We start from the raw sequence: 19,517 nt of genomic DNA, 5'->3' as shown, positions 1-19,517 counted from the left end.
ACCAAACGTCTCAAAGCAGCTGCCGCTACAGCTGCTGCTTGGCTTGTCCTGGCTTGTCTGGCTACCGCGCCTGTCGACAGCAGAGAGGTGACCCCGGAGGCGCTCACGAGCACCACGACCACCCTCGGCGCGCCGGACTTAGGCGCGCATACTGACTGGTGGCCCTACTACTTCGCGGACGCCTGAGCCTGGGCCGGCGCTGTCTCACCACTGTGGGGCGGCGCCGGGCGTGAATGCCAAGAGACAACGCACGAACTCGGACCAGCTCATCCCTAGCATGATGGCCCACTGCTCCACGAGTGTCCGTTCCAGACGGGCGACTCCTGATCCCTCTGGTTCCAGTGCGAGCCGGTTGCGCGCCCAGGTGCGCAACAGGTCCAGGTCCGTCTCCTCGTTCCGCGCGACCGCGTGCAGGTCCACCTGGAAGTCGTTGGTGTACAAGTCGATTCGTGCACGCTGCAACGCCAGCCCGAGCAGGCTGGTCGCCGAGACGCCCAATGCCTGACATATCTCGACAAGTCGCGACACTGTGCACTGGCGGATGCCGTACTCGTAGTTCGCCAGGGTCTGGATACTGATGTCGGCGGGCATGCGCTCGACAAGCTCCGCACGAGTCAACCCTTGTCCGTCGCGAGCGCGTCTTATCTCATCACCGAGTGCGCGAGTGATGGCTCTGTCGGCCGTCTCACCACTCATCAGGACCTGCTCCTCCCGGTGTGGGGGTCCGTCTGTGGGCTGAGAAGGAGACTGCCTGTCAAAGAGTTCATGACAGGATTTCTTGAGCACTGGTAGTACTCTACCGATTCTTCACTCGATCGGGTAAGTGCTTGGTCTAGATCACATTGCCGAATGTGTTTCCCGCAGTCCGGGGCACGCTGAGGCGGCGGTGTTCAGCGCTGCTTCGGGCGCAGTTCGTCGAGGATGAACATGGTGTGGGTGGCCATCACTTCGGGCATGGCTTGGAGGCGGTCGAGGACCACGTCGCGCAGGGCGTCGCTGTCGGTGGTGCGGACCAGGAGGAGGCCGTCGTAGCCGCCGGAGACCATGGCCGCGTGTTCGACTTCCGGCATGTCCGCCAGGCGTTCGGTGAATTCCCGCCAGGAGCGTTGGCGGAGTTTCACGGCCAGGTAGGCGGAGACCGTGTAGCCGTAACGGTGGGGGTCGATTGTGGCGTGGTAGCCGGTGATGACGCCGGTGGTGGTCAGGCGTTCGATCCGGGCGTAGGCGTTGGCTCGGGAGACGTTCACCTGTTCGGCCAGTTTTCGCACGGAGATTCGGCCGTCTGTGCGCAGCAGTTCGACGATGTTGCGGTCGATCTCGTCGAGTGGGGCGGCCATCCGTCCATCGGTCTGGTGGTGGCCGGACATCTGGTGGGACATCCGGACCTCCTGTCGCGTGGCCGCCGGCAACTCGTCTTCGAGTGCGCCACCGGCGTGGACAAGCGTCACGATACCAACTGACCATTCGGTCATGAAGTCGCCCAGGGACGTGCTCGTTGACAACGAGTTGGAGCTGCCCGGACCGGATCCGGTCCAGGTGGTCGACGAAACCGGCAGGGCGGTCGGCGACCTGCCGGACGGCGAGGTGTTGCGGGCGTTGCACCGCGGGATGGTGCTGGGCCGGCGGTTCGACCGGCAGGCCACCGCGTTGACCAAGCAGGGCAGGTTGGCGGTCTACCCGTCGTCGGCGGGTCAGGAGGCGTGCCAGGTGGGGGCCACGTTGGCGTTGGCGCCCAACGACTGGCTGTTCCCGACGTACCGGGACAGTGTCGCCCTGGTCACGCGGGGTGTTCCCCCTGTTGAGGCGCTCACGCTGTTGCGCGGCAACTGGCATTCCGGTTACGACCCGTACGCATACCGTGTCGCGCCGCAGTGCACGCCGTTGGCGACGAGCGCGCCGCACGCGGTGGGTCTCGCGCACGCTGCGCGTCTACGTGGTGACAACGTTGCTGTGCTCGTCTTCATGGGTGATGGCGCGACGAGTGAGGGGGACGCGCACGAGGCGTTCAACTTCGCCGCTGTTCTGCGCGCGCCCGTGGTCTTCTTCATCCAGAACAACCAATGGGCCATCAGTGTGCCGTTGGCCAAGCAGACGAAGGCGCCGACGCTGGCGCACAAGGCGATCGGCTACGGCATGCCCGGCCACCACGTCGACGGCAACGACGCCGCCGCGGTCTACGAGGTGACCCGCGCCGCGCTCGACCGGGCCAGGAGCGGCGGTGGTCCGTCCATTGTGGAGGGGTGGACGTACCGGATCGACCCGCACACCAACTCCGACGACACCAGCCGCTACCGCCCCGCCGACGACGCCGAGCCGTGGCGTGCCAAAGACCCGATCCTGCGCTTCGACCGCCTGCTGGGCATCGACTCCGACACACACGCCGAAGAGGCCGAGCGGATGGCCGCCGACCTGCGCGCCGAGATGAACAAGGACGCCCACGTCGAGCCGGACGAACTGTTCGAACACGTCTACGCCGTGCCCACACCGCGCCTGCGAGCCCAGCGCGACTTCCTGCGCGCCGAGCTGGCGGCCGACCGAGGGGAGGCGTGATGGCCCCGGTCACCGGTCAATTCACGATGGCCCAGGCGATCAACCAGGCGCTGCGGGACGCGATGACCGAAGACCCGAACGTGGTCGTCTTCGGCGAGGACGTCGGACCGTACGGCGGCGTGTTCACCGTGACCGAAGGCCTCACCGCCCAGTTCGGCGAAGACCGGTGCTTCGACTCCCCGCTCGCCGAATCGGGCATTGTCGGCACCGCCGTCGGAATGGCCATGTACGGCATGCGGCCCGTCGTGGAGATGCAGTTCGACGCGTTCGCGTACCCCGCGTTCGAACAGATCACCTCGCACGTGGCCAAGATGCGCAACCGTACGCGCGGCAAAGTCGCGCTGCCCATGGTCATCCGCATCCCCTACGGCGGCGGTATCGGTGGCGTGGAGCATCACGGTGACTCGTCCGAGGCGTACTACACGCACACGCCCGGACTCACCGTGGTCACGCCAGGCACGACCGCGGACGCGTACTCATTGCTCAGGGCCGCGATTGACTGTCCAGACCCGGTCGTCTTCATGGAGCCCAAGTCCAGGTACTGGTCCCGGGCCGAACTCGACCTTGTGCGCACCGACCTCAGCGAGGCGCTCGTGCGTAGGCAGGGCAAGGACGTCACGCTGATCGCGTACGGCTCGACCGTGCAGACCGCCCTGGAGACCGCGGAAGCGGCAACCGAAGAAGGCTGGGACGTGGAGGTCGTGGACCTGCGTACCCTCACGCCGCTTGACGAGGACACGGTCTGCGCGTCCGTACGCAAGACAGGCAGAGCCGTCGTTGTGCACGAGTCGTCGATGTTCGGTGGGTACGGCGCCGAGGTCGTCGCGACCGTGACCGAGAAGTGCTTCCACTGGCTGGCGGCGCCGGTGCTGCGGGTCGGCGGGTTCGACGTGCCTTACCCGCCGAAGGACCTGGAGGAACACCAGTTGCCGCACCCGGACCGGATCCTGGACACGATCGCCCGCCTGCAGTGGGAGGAGGCGTGAACGTCCAGGAGTTCGCGCTGCCGGACCTCGGCGAAGGCCTGGTGGAGGCCGAGATCGTCCGCTGGCTGGTCGCGGTCGGCGACGCCGTGCACGTGGACCAGCCGGTGGTGGAGGTCGAGACGGCGAAGGCCGCGATCGAGGTCCCGGTGCCGTACGCGGGCGTGGTGACCGCGCTGTACGGCGACGCTGGCTCGACGGTCAAGGTCGGCTCGGCGCTGATCTCGGTGGCATCCGCGGATGCCCAGGAAACGCCGAGACTGTCCGAGCCGGGCGTGACCACCAGCCCGAACCTGGTCGGCGCGGGAACGACCAAGCGCGCCCGCAGGCAACGACTGGCGGCGCCGTCCGGCCAGCAGCCAGCGGTGTCCAGCACGGTCCCGGTGATCTCGCCGGTGGTCCGCAAGCTGGCCCGGGAACACGGCGTCGACCTGCGGTCGATCGGCTCCGGCCCCGAGGGACTGGTGCTGCGTAAGGACGTCGTGGCGGCCATCAAGGGCACCGAAGGCACTCGGATCCCGTTGAAGGGTGTGCGTGGCGTGATGGCCGAACGGCTGTCCCGCTCGCGCAGGGAGATCCCGGAGGCCACGGTCTGGGTGGACGTGGACGCGACCGGTCTCCTGTTGGCCCGTCAGGAGATCAACGCGGCCGACCCGGCCCGGCCGGTCGGTCTGCTCGCCCTGCTCGCCCGGTTCTGCGTGCTGGGGCTCAGGCGTTTCCCCGCGTTGAACTCCACAGTGGACAACGATGAGATCGTGCTGTCCGAGGCCGTCCACCTCGGATTTGCCGCGCAGACCCCGCGTGGTTTGGTGGTTCCCGTGGTCAAGGACGCGCACATGTTGTCCACCCGGGACCTGTCCGCGAACCTGGCCAGCCTGACCGGGCTGGCCCGGGACGGCAAGATCACGCCGGCGCAGCTCACCGGCGGCACGTTCACCGTGAACAACTACGGTGTGTTCGGAGTGGACGGTTCGGCCACGATCATCAACCACCCGGAGGCGGCGATCGTCGGGATGGGCCGGATCATCGACAAGCCGTGGGTGGTGGACGGCCAACTGGCGGTCCGCAAGTGCACCCAGCTCACGCTCGCCTTCGACCACCGGGTCTGCGACGGTGAAGTCGCCGGCGGCTTCCTGCGTTACATAGCCGACTGCGTCGAACACCCCACGGCCCTGTTGGGCGACCTTTAGACGGGGTAGGTGTGGGTTTCGGTGGCTTTGACCGAGACCCACACCGCGCGGCCGGGGGCCAGGTCCAGTTCGGCCACGGCCGCGGTGGTGACGTCGGCGAGCAGGTCCGGGGTTCCGGACAGGCGGACGCGGACCGTGTCGGCGTGCTGCTCGATCCCGGAAACCGTGGCCCGCCAGGTGTTCCGCGGGCTGCCTTCGGGATGTGTACGGTGTATACTGACGGCGGTCGGCCGGAACGCCAGGAAGACCGAGCCCTCAGCCGGATGCGCGGTCGTCAGCACACCGCCGTCGTCGAGCTTGATGTGCACGCCGTCGGCCACGCCCCGGTACAGGTTCAGCCCCACCAGGGTGGCGATGTAGTCGGTGCGCGGCCGTTGGGCGACCTCGGCCGGTGTGCCTTCCTGCACCACAGAACCGTTCTCCAGCACCAGAAGCCGGTCGGCGAGGATCATCGCGTCCAACGGATCGTGGGTCACCAGAACCGTGGCGCCTGGGAACTGGTCCAGGTGCTCGCGCAGTTGCGACCGGATGTTCACCCGCGTCGCCGCGTCCAGCGCGGCCAACGGCTCGTCCAACAGCAGCAAATCCGGCCCTGTGGCCAAAGCGCGGGCGAGCGCGACCCGCTGGGCCTGCCCGCCGGACAGTTCCCGGGGTTTGCGCCTGGCCTGCTCGGCCAGGCCGACCCGGGACAGCCAGTCGAGGGCGGCTGAGTTGGCCGTGGGTTTCCTGATCCCGCGCGCCCGCAGGCCGAACGCCACATTGTCCATTGCGGACAGATGGCCGAACAGCAGGTAGTCCTGGAACACCACGCCGACCGACCGGCGCTCCGGCGGCACGAACACACCGCTCGTCGGATCGTCCAACACGGCCCCGCTCAGCTCGATCGCGCCGCCGTCCAACGCTTGCAGCCCGGCCAGCGACCGCAACGCCGTGCTCTTCCCGGCCCCGTTCGGGCCCAGTAGAGCCAATGTCGTGCCCCGCTCCACCGCGAAGGCCGCGGCCAGCGTGAAGTCTCCAATGTGGACGGACAGGTCCGCGCGCAGCGTCATGCCCGCGTCCCGATCCACCGCTCCCGCAGGCTGATCAGGATCACCACGGACACGACCAACAACACCAGGCTCAGCACGGTCGCGCTGTCCGGGTCCTTCTCCAGCGCCAGGTACACCGCCAACGGCATGGTCTGGGTCGTGCCCGGGTAGTTCCCGGCGAACGTGATCGTTGCCCCGAACTCGCCCAACGCCCGCGCCCAACAGAGCACCGCGCCGGCCGCGATCCCCGGCGCCACCGTCGGCAGCGTGACCCGCCGGAACGCCGTCCACCGGGACGCGCCGAGGGTCGCGGCGGCCTCCTCGAACCGTGGATCCGCGCCCCGCAACGCCCCCTCCACCGCGATGATCAGGAACGGCATGGCCACGAACGCCTCGGCGACCACCACACCGGCGGTGCTGAACGGGAGCGTCACCCCGAACCACTGGTCCATGTACTGGCCGACCAGGCCGCGCCGGCCGAACACCAGCAGCAGCGCCACCCCGCCGACCACCGGTGGCAGCACCAACGGCACGGTCACGAACGCGCGAACCAGCCGCCGGCCCGGGATCTGGGTGCGGGCCAGCATCCACGCCAGCGGCACCCCGAACACCAGGCTCACCACGGTGGCCAACGTCGCACACACCAGCGACAGCCGCAGGGCTTCGCCGACCTCGGCGGTCTCCAGTTGCGACCACAAGGTGGACCATGGCGCCCGGACCATGAGCCCCACCATCGGCAGGATCAGGAACACCAGGCCGATCAGGGCCGGGACGACGAGGACGAGCGGAACACCGGGCCGCCGCCGGGCGGATTTCACGGCGAGTCGAAGCCCGCCTTGGTCAGCACGGCCTTGCCCTTGTCGGACAGCACGAAGTCGACGAACGCCTTGGCGCCGGCCGCGTTCGTCGCCTTGGGCAGCGCGACGATCGGGTAGTCGTTGACCGCCTGGGCCGCTTCGGCGAAGTCCACACCGTCCACGTCTTTGCTGGCCGACGACACGTCCGTCCGGTACACGACGGCCGCGTCCACCTCACCGAGTTTCACCTTGGTCAGTGTGGCCTTGACGTCCTGCTCCAGGGTGACCGGCTTCGGGGTGAGCTTGGCGGCGTCGAACGCCTTCTTCGCGGCCGCTCCACAGGGGACGGCGTCCGCGCACAACGCCAGTTTCAGGTCGGACTTGGTCAGGTCCGCGAGACCCGTGATCTTCTTCGGGTTGCCCTTGGGCACCGCGATCTGCAGCTTGTTCCGCACGAACGTGACCGAGCCGGCGTCGACGACCTGCTTCATGTTGGTTGGGCTGGCCGAGGCGAACACGTCCGCCGGGGCGCCCTGGGTGATCTGCTGCGCCAGCGCCTGGCTGCCGGCGAAGTTGAACTTGACGTGCGAGTTCGGGTGGGCCGCCGCGAAGTCCTTGCCGATCTGGGTGAACGACTCGGTCAGCGACGCCGCGGCGAACACGGTCACGTCGCCGACGGACGCGCCCGCACCGCTGGACGCAGGACCGCTGGTCGCAGTCTGGTTCGTGCCGCTGCCGCACCCGGCCAACAGAACCGATGCCATCAGCAGCGTTGCCAGTCTCTTCACAGCCAAACCTCCGTATTTGCGGCAGCGGTATGCAATCTACGGCAGCATCTGCGGTCCTCGGATAATGGTTTGCGGTTCTTGCTACAGTCGTAACCATCATGGAGAGCTGACTTGCGACCTGCCCGCGCCCGAGGCGTTCGATGCCCGGCGGGCCTCAGCAACCCCCTTCCGGCGGTGGTCGTATGTCTCTCTATCTGTCCGCGAACGACCTCACCAAGGTGTACGGCGACCGGCGTGTGCTGCACGAGGTGTCGCTGAACGCGTCCCCTGGGCAACGGCTCGGGCTCGTGGGTGAGAACGGCGTCGGCAAGTCCACGTTGCTGCGGCTGCTGGCCGGGGTCGAGGAGCCGGACACCGGCGACGTGGTCCGCCCGCCGGACTGCGGATTCCTCACCCAGGAGCTGCCGTTCGGCCTGGACCAGACGGTCGGGGACGTGCTGGACGACGCGCTCGCCGAGATCCGCGCGGCGGTGCGCCGGCTGGACGACCTGGCCGGCCGGCTCGACGACCCGGCGGCCCTGGCCGAGTACGGCGACGTCCTGGAGTGGGCGCAGGCACATGACGTGTGGGACGCCGACCGGCGGGCCGCGATGGTCGTGGACGGCCTCGGGCTCGGCGAGGTGTCCCTGGGGCGCCGGCTGGGTGCGATGTCCGGCGGCGAGCGGTCGCGGCTCGGCCTGGCGGCGTTGCTGGTCAGGCAGCCGGGGGCGTTGCTGCTGGACGAGCCCACGAACCACCTGGACGACGACGCCATGGTCTTCCTGGAGACGCAGCTGCGGCGGCTGCCCGGGGTGGTCGTGATCGCGTCGCACGACCGGGTGTTCCTGGACGCGGTGTGCACCGACATCGTCGACCTGGATCCGGCCAGGGGCGGCGTCACCCGGTACGGCGGCGCGTACACCGACTATCTGGTGGCCAAACGCGCCGAACGCGTCCGGTGGGAGCAGCAGTACGCGAACGAACAAGAAGAACTCAAGGAGTTGCGGCAGGCCGTCTCGGTCACGGCCCGCAGCGTCGCGCCGCACAACCGCCCGCCGCGGGACAACGACAAGTTCATCCACCACTTCAAGGGCGCCCGGGTGCAGACGGCGATCTCCCGGCGGGTCCGCAACGCGCAGCACCGGCTGGACGAGCTGACCCGTACCCAGGTCCGCAGGCCGCCTGAGCCGCTGCGGTTCGCCGGCACGCTCACCGCGGCCTCGACCGCGGACAACCTCCTCCTGGCGCTCCGGGACGTTCAGGTGGCCGGCCGGCTCCGGATCGAGCGCCTCGACGTGCGGACCTCGGCCCGCCTGATGGTCACCGGGCTCAACGGGGCCGGCAAGTCCACCCTGTTGAACGTCCTCGCCGGGCGGCTCGTGCCGGACAACGGCGAGGTCCGCCGCGCCGGCGGGGTCCGGGTGGGCATGCTCGACCAGGACGTGGTGTTCGCCGAACCCGCGAAAACGCCTCGCCAGCTGTACTCCGGCGCGGTCGCCCTAACCGATCTCGGGCTGGTCGCGCCCAGGGACATGGACCGGCCGGTCGGGCAGCTCTCGGTGGGGCAGCGGCGGCGGCTCGCGCTGGCCATGCTCGTCGGCCGGCCGCCCGAGGTGCTCCTGCTGGACGAGCCCACCAACCACCTTTCGCTCAGCCTGGTGGAGGAGTTGGAGGACGCGCTGCGGCAGGCGCCGGGCGCGGTCGTGATCGCGTCGCACGACCGCTGGCTGCGCCGGACGTGGTCCGGCGCTGAGGTGGTCCTGCACGCCGGTCGGGTCGCCTGACATGCGAAAATATGCCCGAAGGGGCGTCCGGTCGACTACCCTGAGGTGCGAAACGAACACAGTGGGAAACAACCTACGTAGTACTCAGCCGGGATGTGCGTAATTACCACGAAGCGCCCGGCCGTCGGATGAGTCAATATTGTGGCGCGCAAGGGGACCTCCTGGGGGAGAGGGTCGAGGAGAGAATGACGGGGACCGCTCACTACAAGCGCCTGGTGCTGGAGCTGTGCCGGGCGTTCAACGAAGGAAAGATCGACAAGATAGACGACTACCTGACGCCGGACTTCGCTGATCTCGGGGTGTCGGCCGGACCGGACTGGTTCTCAAGCTCGATCCAGTCGCTGCGCCGGTCGTTCAGCGATGCCCGCTGGGAGGTGCTCGGCCTGGTGGGCGAAGGGACCACCACGGTCGCCCGCCTGCGGTTCTCCGGGGTGCACATCGGCGAGTACCTCGGCGTCGCGCCGACCAGGTGCGCGGTCAGCGTCGAGCAGGTGCACATCTACGAAGGCCGCGACGGCAGGCTCGCCACCCACTACTGCGTCCGCGACGACCTGGAACTGCTCGACCAGCTCGGCGTCCGCCCGGACACCACGATGGTCGGCGAGACCAAGCCGATGCGGAAGAAGAAGATCAAGGTGGTGGCCGCCCAGGCATCCTGACCGAGGTCATGGCGTTCCTCAGGTGTCAGAGACGTGGGGAACCCCATGACCCTGGGCGCGGATGACGGTGGCGGCCAGGGCCGCTCTGGAGGACACGTCCAGTTTCACCCTGATGTTCGTGACGTGGGTTTCCACGGTTCGGCGGCTCAGCTGGAGGCGATCGGCGATCTCGCGGTTGGTCATGCCGTGGGCCACCAGTTGGGCCACTTCCGCCTCTCGGGCGGTGAGCTGCGGCAGGGCCGACGTGGTCTCGGCCGACCTGGGCGCCAGGACGTTGTGTCCCAATGCCCGCAGCTGCCGGTAGACGCCGTCGCGGCGGCCGGGCACATGGCACGTTTCGTACATCTTCGCTGTTCGGGTCAGTTCGCTGATCGCGCCTTCGGTGTCGCCGGTCGCGGCGAGCGCCGCGCCGAGGACCTGACGGGACTCCGCCTCCTGCAGAACGTGGTCGATCTCCCCGAACGCCTGGACCGCCCGGTTCGCCCACTGCACCGCCTCCGCCGGTGACTGAGCCGCCATGTGCCAACGCGCGTGGCACAACGCGATGTGCCCGGTGCGGTTCCTCAGGATCTCGCCGCCCCGGCTCGTCGCGACGGCCTTCTCCATCATGTCGATCCACGCCCGTGCCTCGGCCAGGTGACCTTGCGACAGCGCGGCCACGACCAGCGAAGTGGCGAACACCGGACGGTGCAACGGGTCCAGCAAGGGCAGGTCTCGGCCGCCGGCCAGCCGCAGCAGGTCGGTCACGCAGCCGTCGATGTCGCCGTTGACCAGCCGGGCGCCACCCAACGCGCAGCCGGCGACCGCCGACCACCAGTCCGGGTTGCGCTCCGCGGCCCGTGCCGCCCGCCTGCCCGCGCGCAACGCCAGGTCTCGGTCACGTCGGCTGGTCGCCACCATCGCCTGGATCGTGTACGCCGCCGAGAGAAGCTTGTCGCTGGCGGACAGTTCCGCGGCCTCCACCGCTTCCGCCGCGCTCGCGCTGGCGTCCGCCAGGTCACCCATCAGGTGCAGGGCCATCGCGCGGGCGGTCAGCAGGTACACCAGTTGGTGGCTCTGGCCGGTCCGCGCGGACAACGCCAGGCCGCGGTCGACGTGCCGCAGGCCGGCGCGGGGCTGCGCCAGGTACAGCTCGGCCCAGCCGAGGGTCGCGGTCACGTCCAGCCGGGTGGCCAGCACGTCGTCGGACAGCTCGTCGACCAGTTGGGCGCCCTCGCGCTGCCACGCCAGCGCGGCCGTCACCTTGCCGAATCCGTACGCGGCCAGGGCGAGGACGGCGCACGCGCCCGCGTCCAACGCGCGGTCGCCGAGGTCGCGAGCGGTGGCCAGGGCGTCGGTGATCCAGGCCACGTCGATCTGGAAGTCGCAGCTGATCAGGCCGACACTGCCCATCTCCAGTTCGAGGACCGCCTTCTCCCGCCGATGGGTTTCCGGCAGCCGCTTCAGCTCCGCCAGGAGCAACCCGCGCGCCTCCGGGTGCCGGCCCAGCAGCTGCTCGACCCGCGCGGACGACACGACGGCCGCGACCCGGCGCTCCGGCTCGTCGGTCGGAAGCTGGTGCAGGACAGCCTGGAGGACGTCTCGGCTCTCGTGCAGCGAACCGCTCAACGCGAGCGTGTTGCCCAGCTCGCCGAGCAGGCCAAGCCGGCGATCATCGTTGTCCGGCAACAGATCCAAGGTCGCGCGCAGCCACTGCGCGGCGGTCGCCGGACCGTGCCCCAGCACCTGCCTGGCCGCTTCGGCAAGCAGCTCAACGGCTTCCTCGTCGCCCACCTGCGCGACGCGCATGACGTGCGGCGCCCGCATGACCGCCGGCGCGGACGCCAGCGCCCTGGCCGCGCGGGCATGCGCGCCGTGCAGCCAACCGCGGCTGGCCGACCGATACGCGGCCCGGCGCACCAACGGATGCCTGTATCGCCACCGGGTGCCATCCGCACGGATCAGGTCGTACGCCACCAGGTCGTCCAGACTTCGCCTGGTGTCGATGAAGGACAGCTCGGCGACGTGCGCGACCACATCGAGAGCGAACGGGTCGTCCAGGACGGCCGCGGCGTGCGCGACCACCCTGCACTGCCCGGACAGCCCGTCCAGTTCCGCGTGCAGCACGGCGTCGAACGACGCCAGAGTGCCCACTTTGGACAGTGCGGCCAGGTACAGCGGGTTGCCGCCGCTCAGCGCGTACAGCTTGGTCAGCCGATGGTAGGAGACGCCCGGACCGAGCAGTTCGGCGGTCTGGTCCCGGGACAGCGGCGACAGCTCGATCATCTCGCTTCGCCCGCTCGCCAGCGCGGCGGCCAAGTGCCGGGGCTGCTGGCGGGGCCGGTAGGCGAGGACGATCAGGATCGGCTGCCGTGGCGGCTGGCGCAGCAACCGGCCGAGGAGCTCCGAAGTGGCCTCGTCGGCCCAGTGCACGTCGTCCAGGGTCAGCACCAGACCACCAGGCGTGGCAAGCCATTCGAGCAGTTCGCTCAGTGCGCCATGGACACGGAACCGCTCGCCGCCGACCGTGTGCTCGGGCGGCGCGAACTCCTCGACCGCCGGCAGGATGTCGGCAAGTAGCGCCAGCGTGGTGTCCGACAGCGGCGGGCGGCCACCGGCGAGCACGTCGTCGACCGCGTCGACCAGCACCGCGAACGGGATCGAGCCGGCCAGCTCACCGGCCTGCCCGGCGAGCACGCGGTGCCCACCGCCCTCGGCCAGGGTCCGGATCTCGGCGAGCAGCCTGGTCTTGCCGATGCCGGGCTCGCCCACGATCTCGGCCAGCCGCAGGCCCGGCCGGCCCAGCAGGTCGTGGATGACCGCGAGCTCCTCGGCCCGTCCGACCAGATGCGACACTGGCTATCCCTCGACTCTGGTGCGTTTCGCCGCGAGCGCGGCCCGGGACGAGACTCCCAGCTTCGCGTAGATCCGGGACAGATGGGTGCCGACCGTGCGCTCGCTGATCACCAGCTTCGCCGCGATCTGCTTGTTCGTCGCGCCGCCCGCCACCAGGTCGGCGATCTCCAGCTCCCGCGCGGTCAGCGTGTCCGTCCCGGCCGCCCGCCGGCCCAGTTGGCGCAGCTCGCGGGTGGCCCGCGCGGCCAGGCTCGGCGCCTCGGACTCGGTGAACAGGGCCGACGCCTGTTCCAAGTGGACGATCGCGCCCGAGGTGTTCCCGATCGCGGCCGTCGCCAGCCCCCACACCAGGTGCGCGCGGCCGGCGTCGAACTGGTTGCCTCGTTGGTCGAAATCGGCGACGGCCGACCGCGACCGGGCCCACGCCCCAGCGGGATCGCCGCGCGCGAACAGCACGAGCGCCCAGGCCAGGTGCGCCAGGCCGGTCCGGGACGGCAGCTTCGGGTCGGCGAACCGCTCGGCCCGCTCGGCCCAGTCCGCGGCCCGGTCGACGTTGCCAACGGCCAAGTCCGCGGCGACCAGTTCGACGTAGTCCAGCGGCCGGTTGACCGGCACGATCGTGGCCAGCTCCGGGCCGCCGAGGACGTCAAGCACCTCAGCCATCCGGTCGACGCGATCCACCTCGGTTTCCGCCAGCAGCAAGGACTTCCGCGCGTTGCGCTGCCACCAGTCGGGCTCGGCACCGGCCGCGGCCACGGCCATCCGGGCGAGCCGGACGGCGTCGGCCGGGGCGCCAGCCACCAGCCGGACCCGGCTCCAGGTCTGCAGCGCCACCCCCCGACGGGCCTGGCTGTTGATCCGCTCGGCCACCTCCACCCCGTCCTGCGCGGACTGGGCCGCCTCGCCGAGCCGGCCAAGCCACCGCAGCACCAACGCCCGGTGCGACAGCAGGGACGTCAGCACGTAGTTGCGGCCAGTCGCCCTGGCCAAGGCGATGCCGCGATCGTCGTGCCGCAACGCGTCGTCGAACCGGTCGAGAAACCGTTCGGCCTGGCTGAGCCACAACATCGGCTCGACCCACCCGGCGATCTCGCCGTCCGGCAGGCCGTCCAGCAACGCCTTGGCAGCGTCACAGCTCGCGGCTGTCCGGTCCAGGTCTCCGGCGGTGTAGCCGGCCCACGCCGCGGCGGTGTGCGCGCACGCCTCCAGCAGCGGGTCCTGCGCCTCGCGGGCCGCGGCCAGCACGTCGTCGATGAGATCCATGTCCTTGCTGACCTCACCCGCGCGCACTACCTCGACCAGCACGAGTTCGAGCTTCAGCCGGGAGGTGTCCGCGTCCGGCGGCAACGTGGCCAGCTCGCGGTCGAGCGCCGCGCGAGCGTCGGCGTAGCGCCCAAGCAGGCGTGTGACGGTCGCGTACTGGACCGTCGTGGCAATCCGGGTGTCGACGTCGTCCGACGGGATGTCGGCCATGGCCGTGCGGAGCAGCGCGCGGCTCTCGGTCAGGTCGCCGGTGATCGCGAGCGCGTGCCCGGCGGCCGTAAGCACGCGCAGGCGTAGCGGTGAATCGCCCGGCGGAAGCAGCCGCAGTGCCGCGCGTAACCAACCAGCCGCGGTCGCTGGATCCTCGGGCATCAGGGCGGTCGCGGCGCGCAGGAGTGTGTCGACCGCGTCGACGTCGCCTTGCTTGGCGGACAACGCTATGTGCTGCGCGCGGACGACCACCGGGGCGTCACGTTCCGCGAGTTCCGCCGCGACGCGGTGATGCGCGTTCGCTCGCCATTCGTCATCGCCGTCCTGGTACGCGGCCGCGCGCACCAACGGGTGCCGGAACCGCAGGCGCCGGTCGTCCGCGTCGACCTGGATCAGGTCACGGGCCAGCAGGTCGTCCAACGCCGCCAGAGTGTCGCGCGTGGACACGTCAGCCATGACGGCCGCGACCAGGCCAGGGTCGAACTCCTCGCCAGCCACCGCCGCGGTCCGGGCGACGTGCCTGCTGACAGGCGGCAGCGCGGTGATCTCGTCGACCAGCTCGTTGGCGCCGTCCTCGGTGAGCAGCCGCAGGTAGAACGGGTTGCCGCCGCTGTCCCGGTGCAGCGCCGCCACCCGGGACCGGCTCGCGCTCGGGCCGAGCAGTTCCGCGAACGCCGCCACCGACAGCGGCGCCGGTTCGAGCCGTTCCACCTCGCCCGCGGCGACGGCCCGGTCGATCGCCGCCGTCACCCGCGCCGGGACCTGCGCCAGCCGGTACGACAGCACCAGCAGGATCGGCGCGGCCGGCGGATGCCGCAGCAGGTGCGTCACCAGGCCGACAGTCGGGTCGTCGGCCCAGTGCAGGTCTTCCAGAACGAGCACGAGCCCGCTGGGTTTGGCGAGCGTCTGCAGTAAAGCCCGGATCGCGCGCTGCACCCGATAGGTCTCCACGTCCGCGCCCGGCCCGCCGGTCGGACACACCACCTTGAGCGCCTCACGCTGGGCCCGGCTGAGGTCCTCGGGCACGACGTGGCCGGAGAGCGCCTCGTTGAGCGAACTGAACGCGGTCGACCGGCCTTGTTCGGTCGACTGACCAGCCAACACAAGCAGGCCCTGGGCCCGCGCCCGCTCACGGAGCTCGTCGATGAGCCTGGTCTTGCCGATGCCGGGTTCGCCACGGACCTCAAGCACCCAGGGCATGCCGCCGACCCGGGTGAGGGCAGCCTCGATCGTGGCCACCTCCGCCGCTCGGCCGGCCAAGGTCATGACGCGAAGTATCACAGGCTCCTACGGTCCGTAACAGTGTCAGTCCTGCGGTTCTCTGCCCGTCGATGCTCAATCTTGTCCTGATGTCGGTCCAGTTGGCCAACTTGTTGCACGTGGATTCGTCGCGACTTGACAGACGCTTGAGCGATCCCGCGGGTTTGCACAACTGGGGAAAGGGACACGCATGCTTGTACTGGCGCACGTCAGTGACATCCACCAGGACGACGGTTATCTCGCCGACGAGACGCTCGACTGGCTGGACTCGGGCCTGGCCGACGCGGGTGACACCTCGGCGTTCGTGTGCTTCCACCACCCGCCGGTCGTGCTGCACGTGCCTTACGTCGACCGGATCAAGCAGAACGGCGAGGACCGGCTCGCGGCCGTGCTCGCCAAGTACTCGAACCTGGAGATGCCGCCGGCCATCGCGTTCCACGTGCTCGATGACGACCGGCGGTTGGCCACGCACTACCGGGTCGTCACCACGGCTTGAGCGGCAGGACGGCCTCCACGTTGCCGCCGTCGGGGCTGGGGTGGGCTTCGCACCGGCCGCCGACTTCGGCGGCGCGCTCCGACATGGACGCCATCCCCACGCCGGGTGCCCAGCCGTTCGGACCGGGGGAGCCGTCGTCCTGCACCTGGATGTGCAGCTCGTCGCCGACTGTGATGCGGACCCGGACGTGCTCGGCGCCGGAGTGTTTGGCCGCGTTGTTGAGCGCCTCCGCGCTGATCCGGTACGCCGCGACCTCCACGGCCGCAGGCAGTTCGGGCATGTCCGGGGGAGCGTCCACGCTCACCGTGAGCGGGCGGCCACCCTCCTGATAGGACAGTCGCTCGGCCTCTCGGTGCAGGGCGCCGACCAGGCCGAGCTCGTCCAGCGCGGGCGGTCGAAGGCCTTCCACCAGCCGACGGATCTCGATGATCGCGTCGCCGATGTCGCCGCGCAGCCGGACCAGCAGGTCCACGGCCGTGTCCGGATCGGACCGCGCCAGGTTGCGGGCGGCGTCCGTGGCGTACGCGACCCCGCTCAGCGTCGGGCCGAGACCGTCGTGCAGGTCCCGCCGGAGCCGTCGGCGCTCCTCCTCACGTGCCGCGACGATCCGCTCGCGGGACTGCTGTAGCTCCTCGGACAGCATCGTCGCCCGCAGCGCGACCCCCAACGGGATCGCCAGCACGGTCAGCACGTGCATGTCCTGGGTGCCCAGCCGGCTCTGACCTGGGCGTACGCCGATGACCAGTTCGCCGCTCGCGGCCCCGGACGCGGCCAACGGCACCACCTCCAGCACCCCGGCGGCCGACCCGGACGCGGCGACCTCCCGGCCACGCAGCCGGAACGCCGCGTAGGGGAGTTGCAGCGCGTCCCGTACCGCGGTCAGCAAGTCGTCCAGGGAACCGAGTTCCGCGTCCAGCCGGGCACTGAGGTGGCTCAACGCGCGGACCGGGTCGCGCCTGTGCCCGTACAACGCGCGATCCAGCAGCCGTTGCAGCCGCACCCGCACCGGGTTGAACGCCAGCGCGACCGCCACCGCCGCGAGCGCGGCCGCGCCGACGTGCGCCCTCAGGTCCAGTGACCGGCCGACCACCACGACCAGTCCTGAGTAGACCGCGATCACCCCGCCGGTCAGCAGGAAGTACAGCAGCGCACGGGAAACCACGAGCCGGATGTCCAACAGCCGGTAGCGCAGGATCGCCGTGGCGAACGCGGCCGGCACCAACCCGGGCGTCACCACCAACAGCCACGGACCCAGGTTCATCAGCCACGGCAGGAACCCGATGGCGTTGCCGATCAACGCCAGCACGAGCCACAACATCTGCCGGCGTAGGACCTCGTCACCGCGCCGGTACCGCGCGATGAGCGACACGACCGCGCCGGCCGCGGGCACCAGCCACACCCACAGGGCGACGGACCAGCCGATCAGGAACGGCGGCGCGGCGATGATCAGCGCCCACACCAGAACCTGCCACCACGGCCCCGCCAGCCGGCCGGTCGGGAACAGCAACAGCGCCAGCGGAAGCAGGAGCGTCCCCCACACCGTCCACGTCGACTCAAGCGCGTCCACATGCGTCGGCACGGCCAACGCGCTCGCCGCGTACGCCCAACTGCCGGCGATCAGCAGCCAGCCGATCGGGTTGTGGATTCGGTGCCGGGCGAGCAACAGCCCGGACACCGCCAGCGACAGGCTCATCACCGCGGTGGCCAGGACGAAGAACCACGAAGCCGTCCGGGTGGCCGTGACCAGCGCCAGAGCCGCGATCGCCGACCCGGCGGCGACCGTGAAGCAACCCCAGGCGAGCCAGGTCGCGGGCCGGTGAGCGGTGTGCGGCACCTCGTAATACTCCGTTGCGCGAGGGGATTTGTCCTGGGATTGGGGTCCCGATCTCGTCCGGACAGTTTCCCGCACTGTCCCGGTCGCGACCCCTGCCGTTTGGGAGTGGCGGTCGGCCAGAGTTGATCGCGGCGGGGGGAACGACGGAAACACCCGCAAGCCAACGAAGGGGATGAAGCAGATGCGAACACGTCACACACTCGTGGCAGTGGCCGCGTTGTCCACGCTCGCCCTGGCCGGGTGCGAGAAGTCGGCCCTGCCGGGTGTTCCACAGCCGGCGGACGGACCCGCGGTCGCGTCGGGCGGCGCGAGCGCCAAGCCGGACAAGCCGTCGGGAAACAACTCCGCGCCGGCCGACCCGAAGGCGCTGATCGCCAACGCGGCGAAGAGCAGCAAGGACGCCAGCACGTACAAGTTCGAGTGGAAACTCTCGGACAAGGGCGGCACCGGTAACTTCCAGACCTCCGGCGAGGTGGACACCAAGAACGAGCGCCTGAAGGGCGAGTCGTCCATGGGCGGCCCGGACGGCGGCGCGGCCATCAAGGTGTCCATCCTGGTGGTCGACAAGACGATGTACATGAAGGCCGGCCCCGCCCCCAAGTGGACCAAGTTCCCGCTGGAGGACATGACGAAGGAGCTGGGCTCCCTCGGCGGCGGTGCCTCGGGCGGCGGCAAGACGCCCCAGCCGGGCACCGACCCGATGGGCATGCTCGACCCGATCAAGGACTTCGCCACGACCACCCCGGACGGCTCGGACACCGTCCGCGGCGCCCCGGCGACCCGCTACAAGGTGGCCGTCGACCCGTCGAAGGTCGGCGAGATCGGCGGCGACCCGGCCGACGCCAAGGGCACCGACATGAAGGTGTGGATCGACGGCCAGGGCCGGCTCGTCAAGTTCTCGATCGCCATGCCCGGCCTGGACGGCGGGATGAACGCCGAGTTCTTCGACTACGGCGCGCCGGTGTCCATCCAGGCGCCGCCGGACAGCGAGGTCCAGCCCGGCTAGTCCGCCGAAGACCCCGGTTACCGTCCCCCCAGCCGGTGACCGGTACGGGAATCACCCCGCCCTCGTCCTTGGGCGGGGTGATTCCTCATGTGATCAGGCACGCGGATGAGCTTGTGAGTCAGCGGCCGAGGCCGGCTTCGCGGGCGCGCACGATGGCCGCCGCGCGGTCGACCACACGGAGTTTGGCGAAGATCGCCGAGATGTGGTTGCTCACCGTCTTCGGGGCGAGGTGCAGTTGGCGCGCGATGACCGCGTTGCCCAGACCTGCCGCCACCAGGTCCAGTACTTCACGTTCCCGGACCGTCAGATCCGGAAATGGTTCCGCTGTCCGCGGGGTGGCGAGCAGATCCAGAACTCGGTGGGCGACACTCTGGCCGAAGATCGCCTCGCCGGCGGCAACACCTCGGACGGCACGGACAATGTCCTCCTGGCCCGCGCCCTTGAGGATGTAACCGCGGGCTCCGGCACGCATCGCGGACACCACGGATTCGTCGTCGTGGAACATCGTCAGTACGAGTACGGCCACTTCCGGGGCGGTTTGCAGGACCTCGCGGGTGGCCGCTATCCCGTTCAGATCGGGCATCTGCAGATCCACCAAGAGCACATCCGGCCGATGCTGGATGGTCGCCTCCACGGCCTCCCGGCCGGTGGTGGCCTCCGCGACGACCGTGATCCCGTCCACCGACGACAGCAGGGCACGCAGGCCGCTGCGGACCACTGGGTGGTCGTCGGCGAGGACGACGCTCAGTTCCTTCTCCTGCGGCTGTGTCATGTCCCCTCCGGTGGCCTCGGCGGGAGCTCGGTCCGCACCCAGTGTGTGACCGACGGACACGGATTGCATCTGCGGATCATCGT

At 69.9% G+C, this 19,517-nt stretch carries 16 protein-coding genes; 7 read left to right on the top strand and 9 right to left on the bottom strand.

Annotated features, from left to right (window positions below):
* Positions 1-204 precede the first annotated feature (204 nt).
* Both EV192_RS11815 and EV192_RS11810 read right to left on the bottom strand, forming a co-directional pair.
* Positions 205-696: a helix-turn-helix domain-containing protein gene (locus tag EV192_RS11815; protein ID WP_132114302.1), complete on the bottom strand. Its 492-nt coding sequence runs from the start codon at positions 694-696 to the stop codon at positions 205-207.
* Positions 697-890: 194 nt separating this feature from the next.
* A complete protein-coding gene (locus EV192_RS11810) occupies positions 891-1,448 on the bottom strand; it encodes an Lrp/AsnC family transcriptional regulator (RefSeq protein ID WP_341770853.1) in 558 nt (185 codons plus the stop codon).
* A 22-nt stretch (positions 1,449-1,470) separates the two neighbouring features.
* On the opposite strand from EV192_RS11810, the gene EV192_RS11805 reads away from it, so the two are divergent.
* The 3 genes from EV192_RS11805 to EV192_RS11795 are packed head-to-tail and all read left to right on the top strand — an operon-like array spanning position 1,471 to position 4,723.
* Positions 1,471-2,550: a thiamine pyrophosphate-dependent dehydrogenase E1 component subunit alpha gene (locus tag EV192_RS11805; protein WP_132114300.1), complete on the top strand. Its 1,080-nt coding sequence runs from the start codon at positions 1,471-1,473 to the stop codon at positions 2,548-2,550.
* On the top strand, positions 2,550-3,536 hold the full coding sequence (locus EV192_RS11800) for an alpha-ketoacid dehydrogenase subunit beta (RefSeq protein ID WP_132114298.1): 987 nt from the start codon (positions 2,550-2,552) through the stop codon (positions 3,534-3,536). The genes EV192_RS11805 and EV192_RS11800 overlap by 1 nt, the downstream gene beginning before the upstream one ends.
* Positions 3,533-4,723: a dihydrolipoamide acetyltransferase family protein gene (locus tag EV192_RS11795; RefSeq protein ID WP_207925988.1), complete on the top strand. Its 1,191-nt coding sequence runs from the start codon at positions 3,533-3,535 to the stop codon at positions 4,721-4,723. Before EV192_RS11800 ends, EV192_RS11795 begins: the two co-directional genes overlap by 4 nt.
* On the opposite strand, the gene EV192_RS11790 is transcribed toward EV192_RS11795, so the two are convergent.
* Genes EV192_RS11790 through modA form a run of 3 tightly spaced genes read right to left on the bottom strand, consistent with a single transcriptional unit; the run spans position 4,720 to position 7,336 of the window.
* Complete coding sequence (locus EV192_RS11790) at positions 4,720-5,790, bottom strand: ABC transporter ATP-binding protein (RefSeq protein WP_341770852.1); 1,071 nt, start codon at positions 5,788-5,790, stop codon at positions 4,720-4,722. The two genes, EV192_RS11795 and EV192_RS11790, sit on opposite strands and share 4 nt — an antisense overlap.
* Positions 5,769-6,569: an ABC transporter permease gene (locus EV192_RS11785; RefSeq protein ID WP_132114294.1), complete on the bottom strand. Its 801-nt coding sequence runs from the start codon at positions 6,567-6,569 to the stop codon at positions 5,769-5,771. Before EV192_RS11785 ends, EV192_RS11790 begins: the two co-directional genes overlap by 22 nt.
* On the bottom strand, positions 6,566-7,336 hold the full coding sequence (gene modA, locus EV192_RS11780) for a molybdate ABC transporter substrate-binding protein (RefSeq protein WP_207925987.1): 771 nt from the start codon (positions 7,334-7,336) through the stop codon (positions 6,566-6,568). The genes EV192_RS11785 and modA overlap by 4 nt, the downstream gene beginning before the upstream one ends.
* A gap of 182 nt (positions 7,337-7,518) precedes the next feature.
* Between modA and EV192_RS11775 the strand changes: the two genes are divergently transcribed.
* Positions 7,519-9,099, top strand: a complete 1,581-nt coding sequence (locus tag EV192_RS11775) for an ABC-F family ATP-binding cassette domain-containing protein (protein WP_132114292.1) — start codon at positions 7,519-7,521, stop codon at positions 9,097-9,099.
* 185 nt (positions 9,100-9,284) lie between these two features.
* On the top strand, positions 9,285-9,758 hold the full coding sequence (locus EV192_RS11770; RefSeq protein WP_165960341.1) for an ester cyclase: 474 nt from the start codon (positions 9,285-9,287) through the stop codon (positions 9,756-9,758).
* An 18-nt stretch (positions 9,759-9,776) separates the two neighbouring features.
* Here EV192_RS11770 and EV192_RS11765 read toward each other — a convergent pair whose 3' ends face one another.
* The gene (locus EV192_RS11765) at positions 9,777-12,593 is read right to left on the bottom strand and encodes a helix-turn-helix transcriptional regulator (RefSeq protein WP_132114288.1); all 2,817 of its coding nucleotides are present in this window, start codon (positions 12,591-12,593) and stop codon (positions 9,777-9,779) included.
* A 3-nt stretch (positions 12,594-12,596) separates the two neighbouring features.
* Entirely contained in the window at positions 12,597-15,332 is a 2,736-nt protein-coding gene (locus EV192_RS11760) for a helix-turn-helix transcriptional regulator (RefSeq protein WP_132114286.1), read from the bottom strand.
* 184 nt (positions 15,333-15,516) lie between these two features.
* Here EV192_RS11760 and EV192_RS11755 point away from each other — a divergent pair, with 184 nt between their 5' ends.
* Positions 15,517-15,822 carry a metallophosphoesterase family protein gene (locus EV192_RS11755; RefSeq protein ID WP_132114284.1) on the top strand — a complete coding sequence of 102 codons (306 nt, stop codon included), beginning with the start codon at positions 15,517-15,519 and terminating at the stop codon, positions 15,820-15,822.
* Here the strand turns inward: EV192_RS11755 and EV192_RS11750 are convergent.
* Positions 15,809-17,656, bottom strand: a complete 1,848-nt coding sequence (locus tag EV192_RS11750; protein WP_132114282.1) for a sensor histidine kinase — start codon at positions 17,654-17,656, stop codon at positions 15,809-15,811. The two genes, EV192_RS11755 and EV192_RS11750, sit on opposite strands and share 14 nt — an antisense overlap.
* Positions 17,657-17,837: 181 nt before the next feature.
* On the opposite strand from EV192_RS11750, the gene EV192_RS11745 reads away from it, so the two are divergent.
* Positions 17,838-18,662, top strand: coding sequence for an SCO4651 family lipoprotein (locus EV192_RS11745; RefSeq protein ID WP_132114280.1), 825 nt, complete (start codon positions 17,838-17,840; stop codon positions 18,660-18,662).
* Between the two features lie 118 nt (positions 18,663-18,780).
* On the opposite strand, the gene EV192_RS11740 is transcribed toward EV192_RS11745, so the two are convergent.
* Positions 18,781-19,434 carry a response regulator gene (locus EV192_RS11740; RefSeq protein ID WP_132114278.1) on the bottom strand — a complete coding sequence of 218 codons (654 nt, stop codon included), beginning with the start codon at positions 19,432-19,434 and terminating at the stop codon, positions 18,781-18,783.
* Positions 19,435-19,517 lie beyond the last annotated feature (83 nt).

The sequence above is a fragment of the Actinocrispum wychmicini genome, assembly GCF_004345645.1.
Lineage (GTDB): Bacteria > Actinomycetota > Actinomycetes > Mycobacteriales > Pseudonocardiaceae > Kibdelosporangium > Kibdelosporangium wychmicini.
The sequence above is the reverse complement of the archived record's forward strand: the minus strand, read 5'-3'. Positions and strand labels throughout refer to the sequence as shown.

Excerpts from the sequence above, each read along its gene's own strand:
- EV192_RS11815 (WP_132114302.1), bottom strand. The coding sequence starts at position 696 with ATGAGTGGTGAGACGGCCGACAGAGCCATCACTCGCGCACTCGGTGAT.
- EV192_RS11805 (WP_132114300.1), top strand. The coding sequence starts at position 1,471 with ATGAAGTCGCCCAGGGACGTGCTCGTTGACAACGAGTTGGAGCTGCCC.
- EV192_RS11800 (WP_132114298.1), top strand. The coding sequence starts at position 2,550 with ATGGCCCCGGTCACCGGTCAATTCACGATGGCCCAGGCGATCAACCAG.
- EV192_RS11775 (WP_132114292.1), top strand. The coding sequence starts at position 7,519 with ATGTCTCTCTATCTGTCCGCGAACGACCTCACCAAGGTGTACGGCGAC.
- EV192_RS11770 (WP_165960341.1), top strand. The coding sequence starts at position 9,285 with ATGACGGGGACCGCTCACTACAAGCGCCTGGTGCTGGAGCTGTGCCGG.
- EV192_RS11760 (WP_132114286.1), bottom strand. The coding sequence starts at position 15,332 with ATGACCTTGGCCGGCCGAGCGGCGGAGGTGGCCACGATCGAGGCTGCC.
- EV192_RS11755 (WP_132114284.1), top strand. The coding sequence starts at position 15,517 with ATGCTTGTACTGGCGCACGTCAGTGACATCCACCAGGACGACGGTTAT.
- EV192_RS11745 (WP_132114280.1), top strand. The coding sequence starts at position 17,838 with ATGCGAACACGTCACACACTCGTGGCAGTGGCCGCGTTGTCCACGCTC.
- EV192_RS11740 (WP_132114278.1), bottom strand. The coding sequence starts at position 19,434 with ATGACACAGCCGCAGGAGAAGGAACTGAGCGTCGTCCTCGCCGACGAC.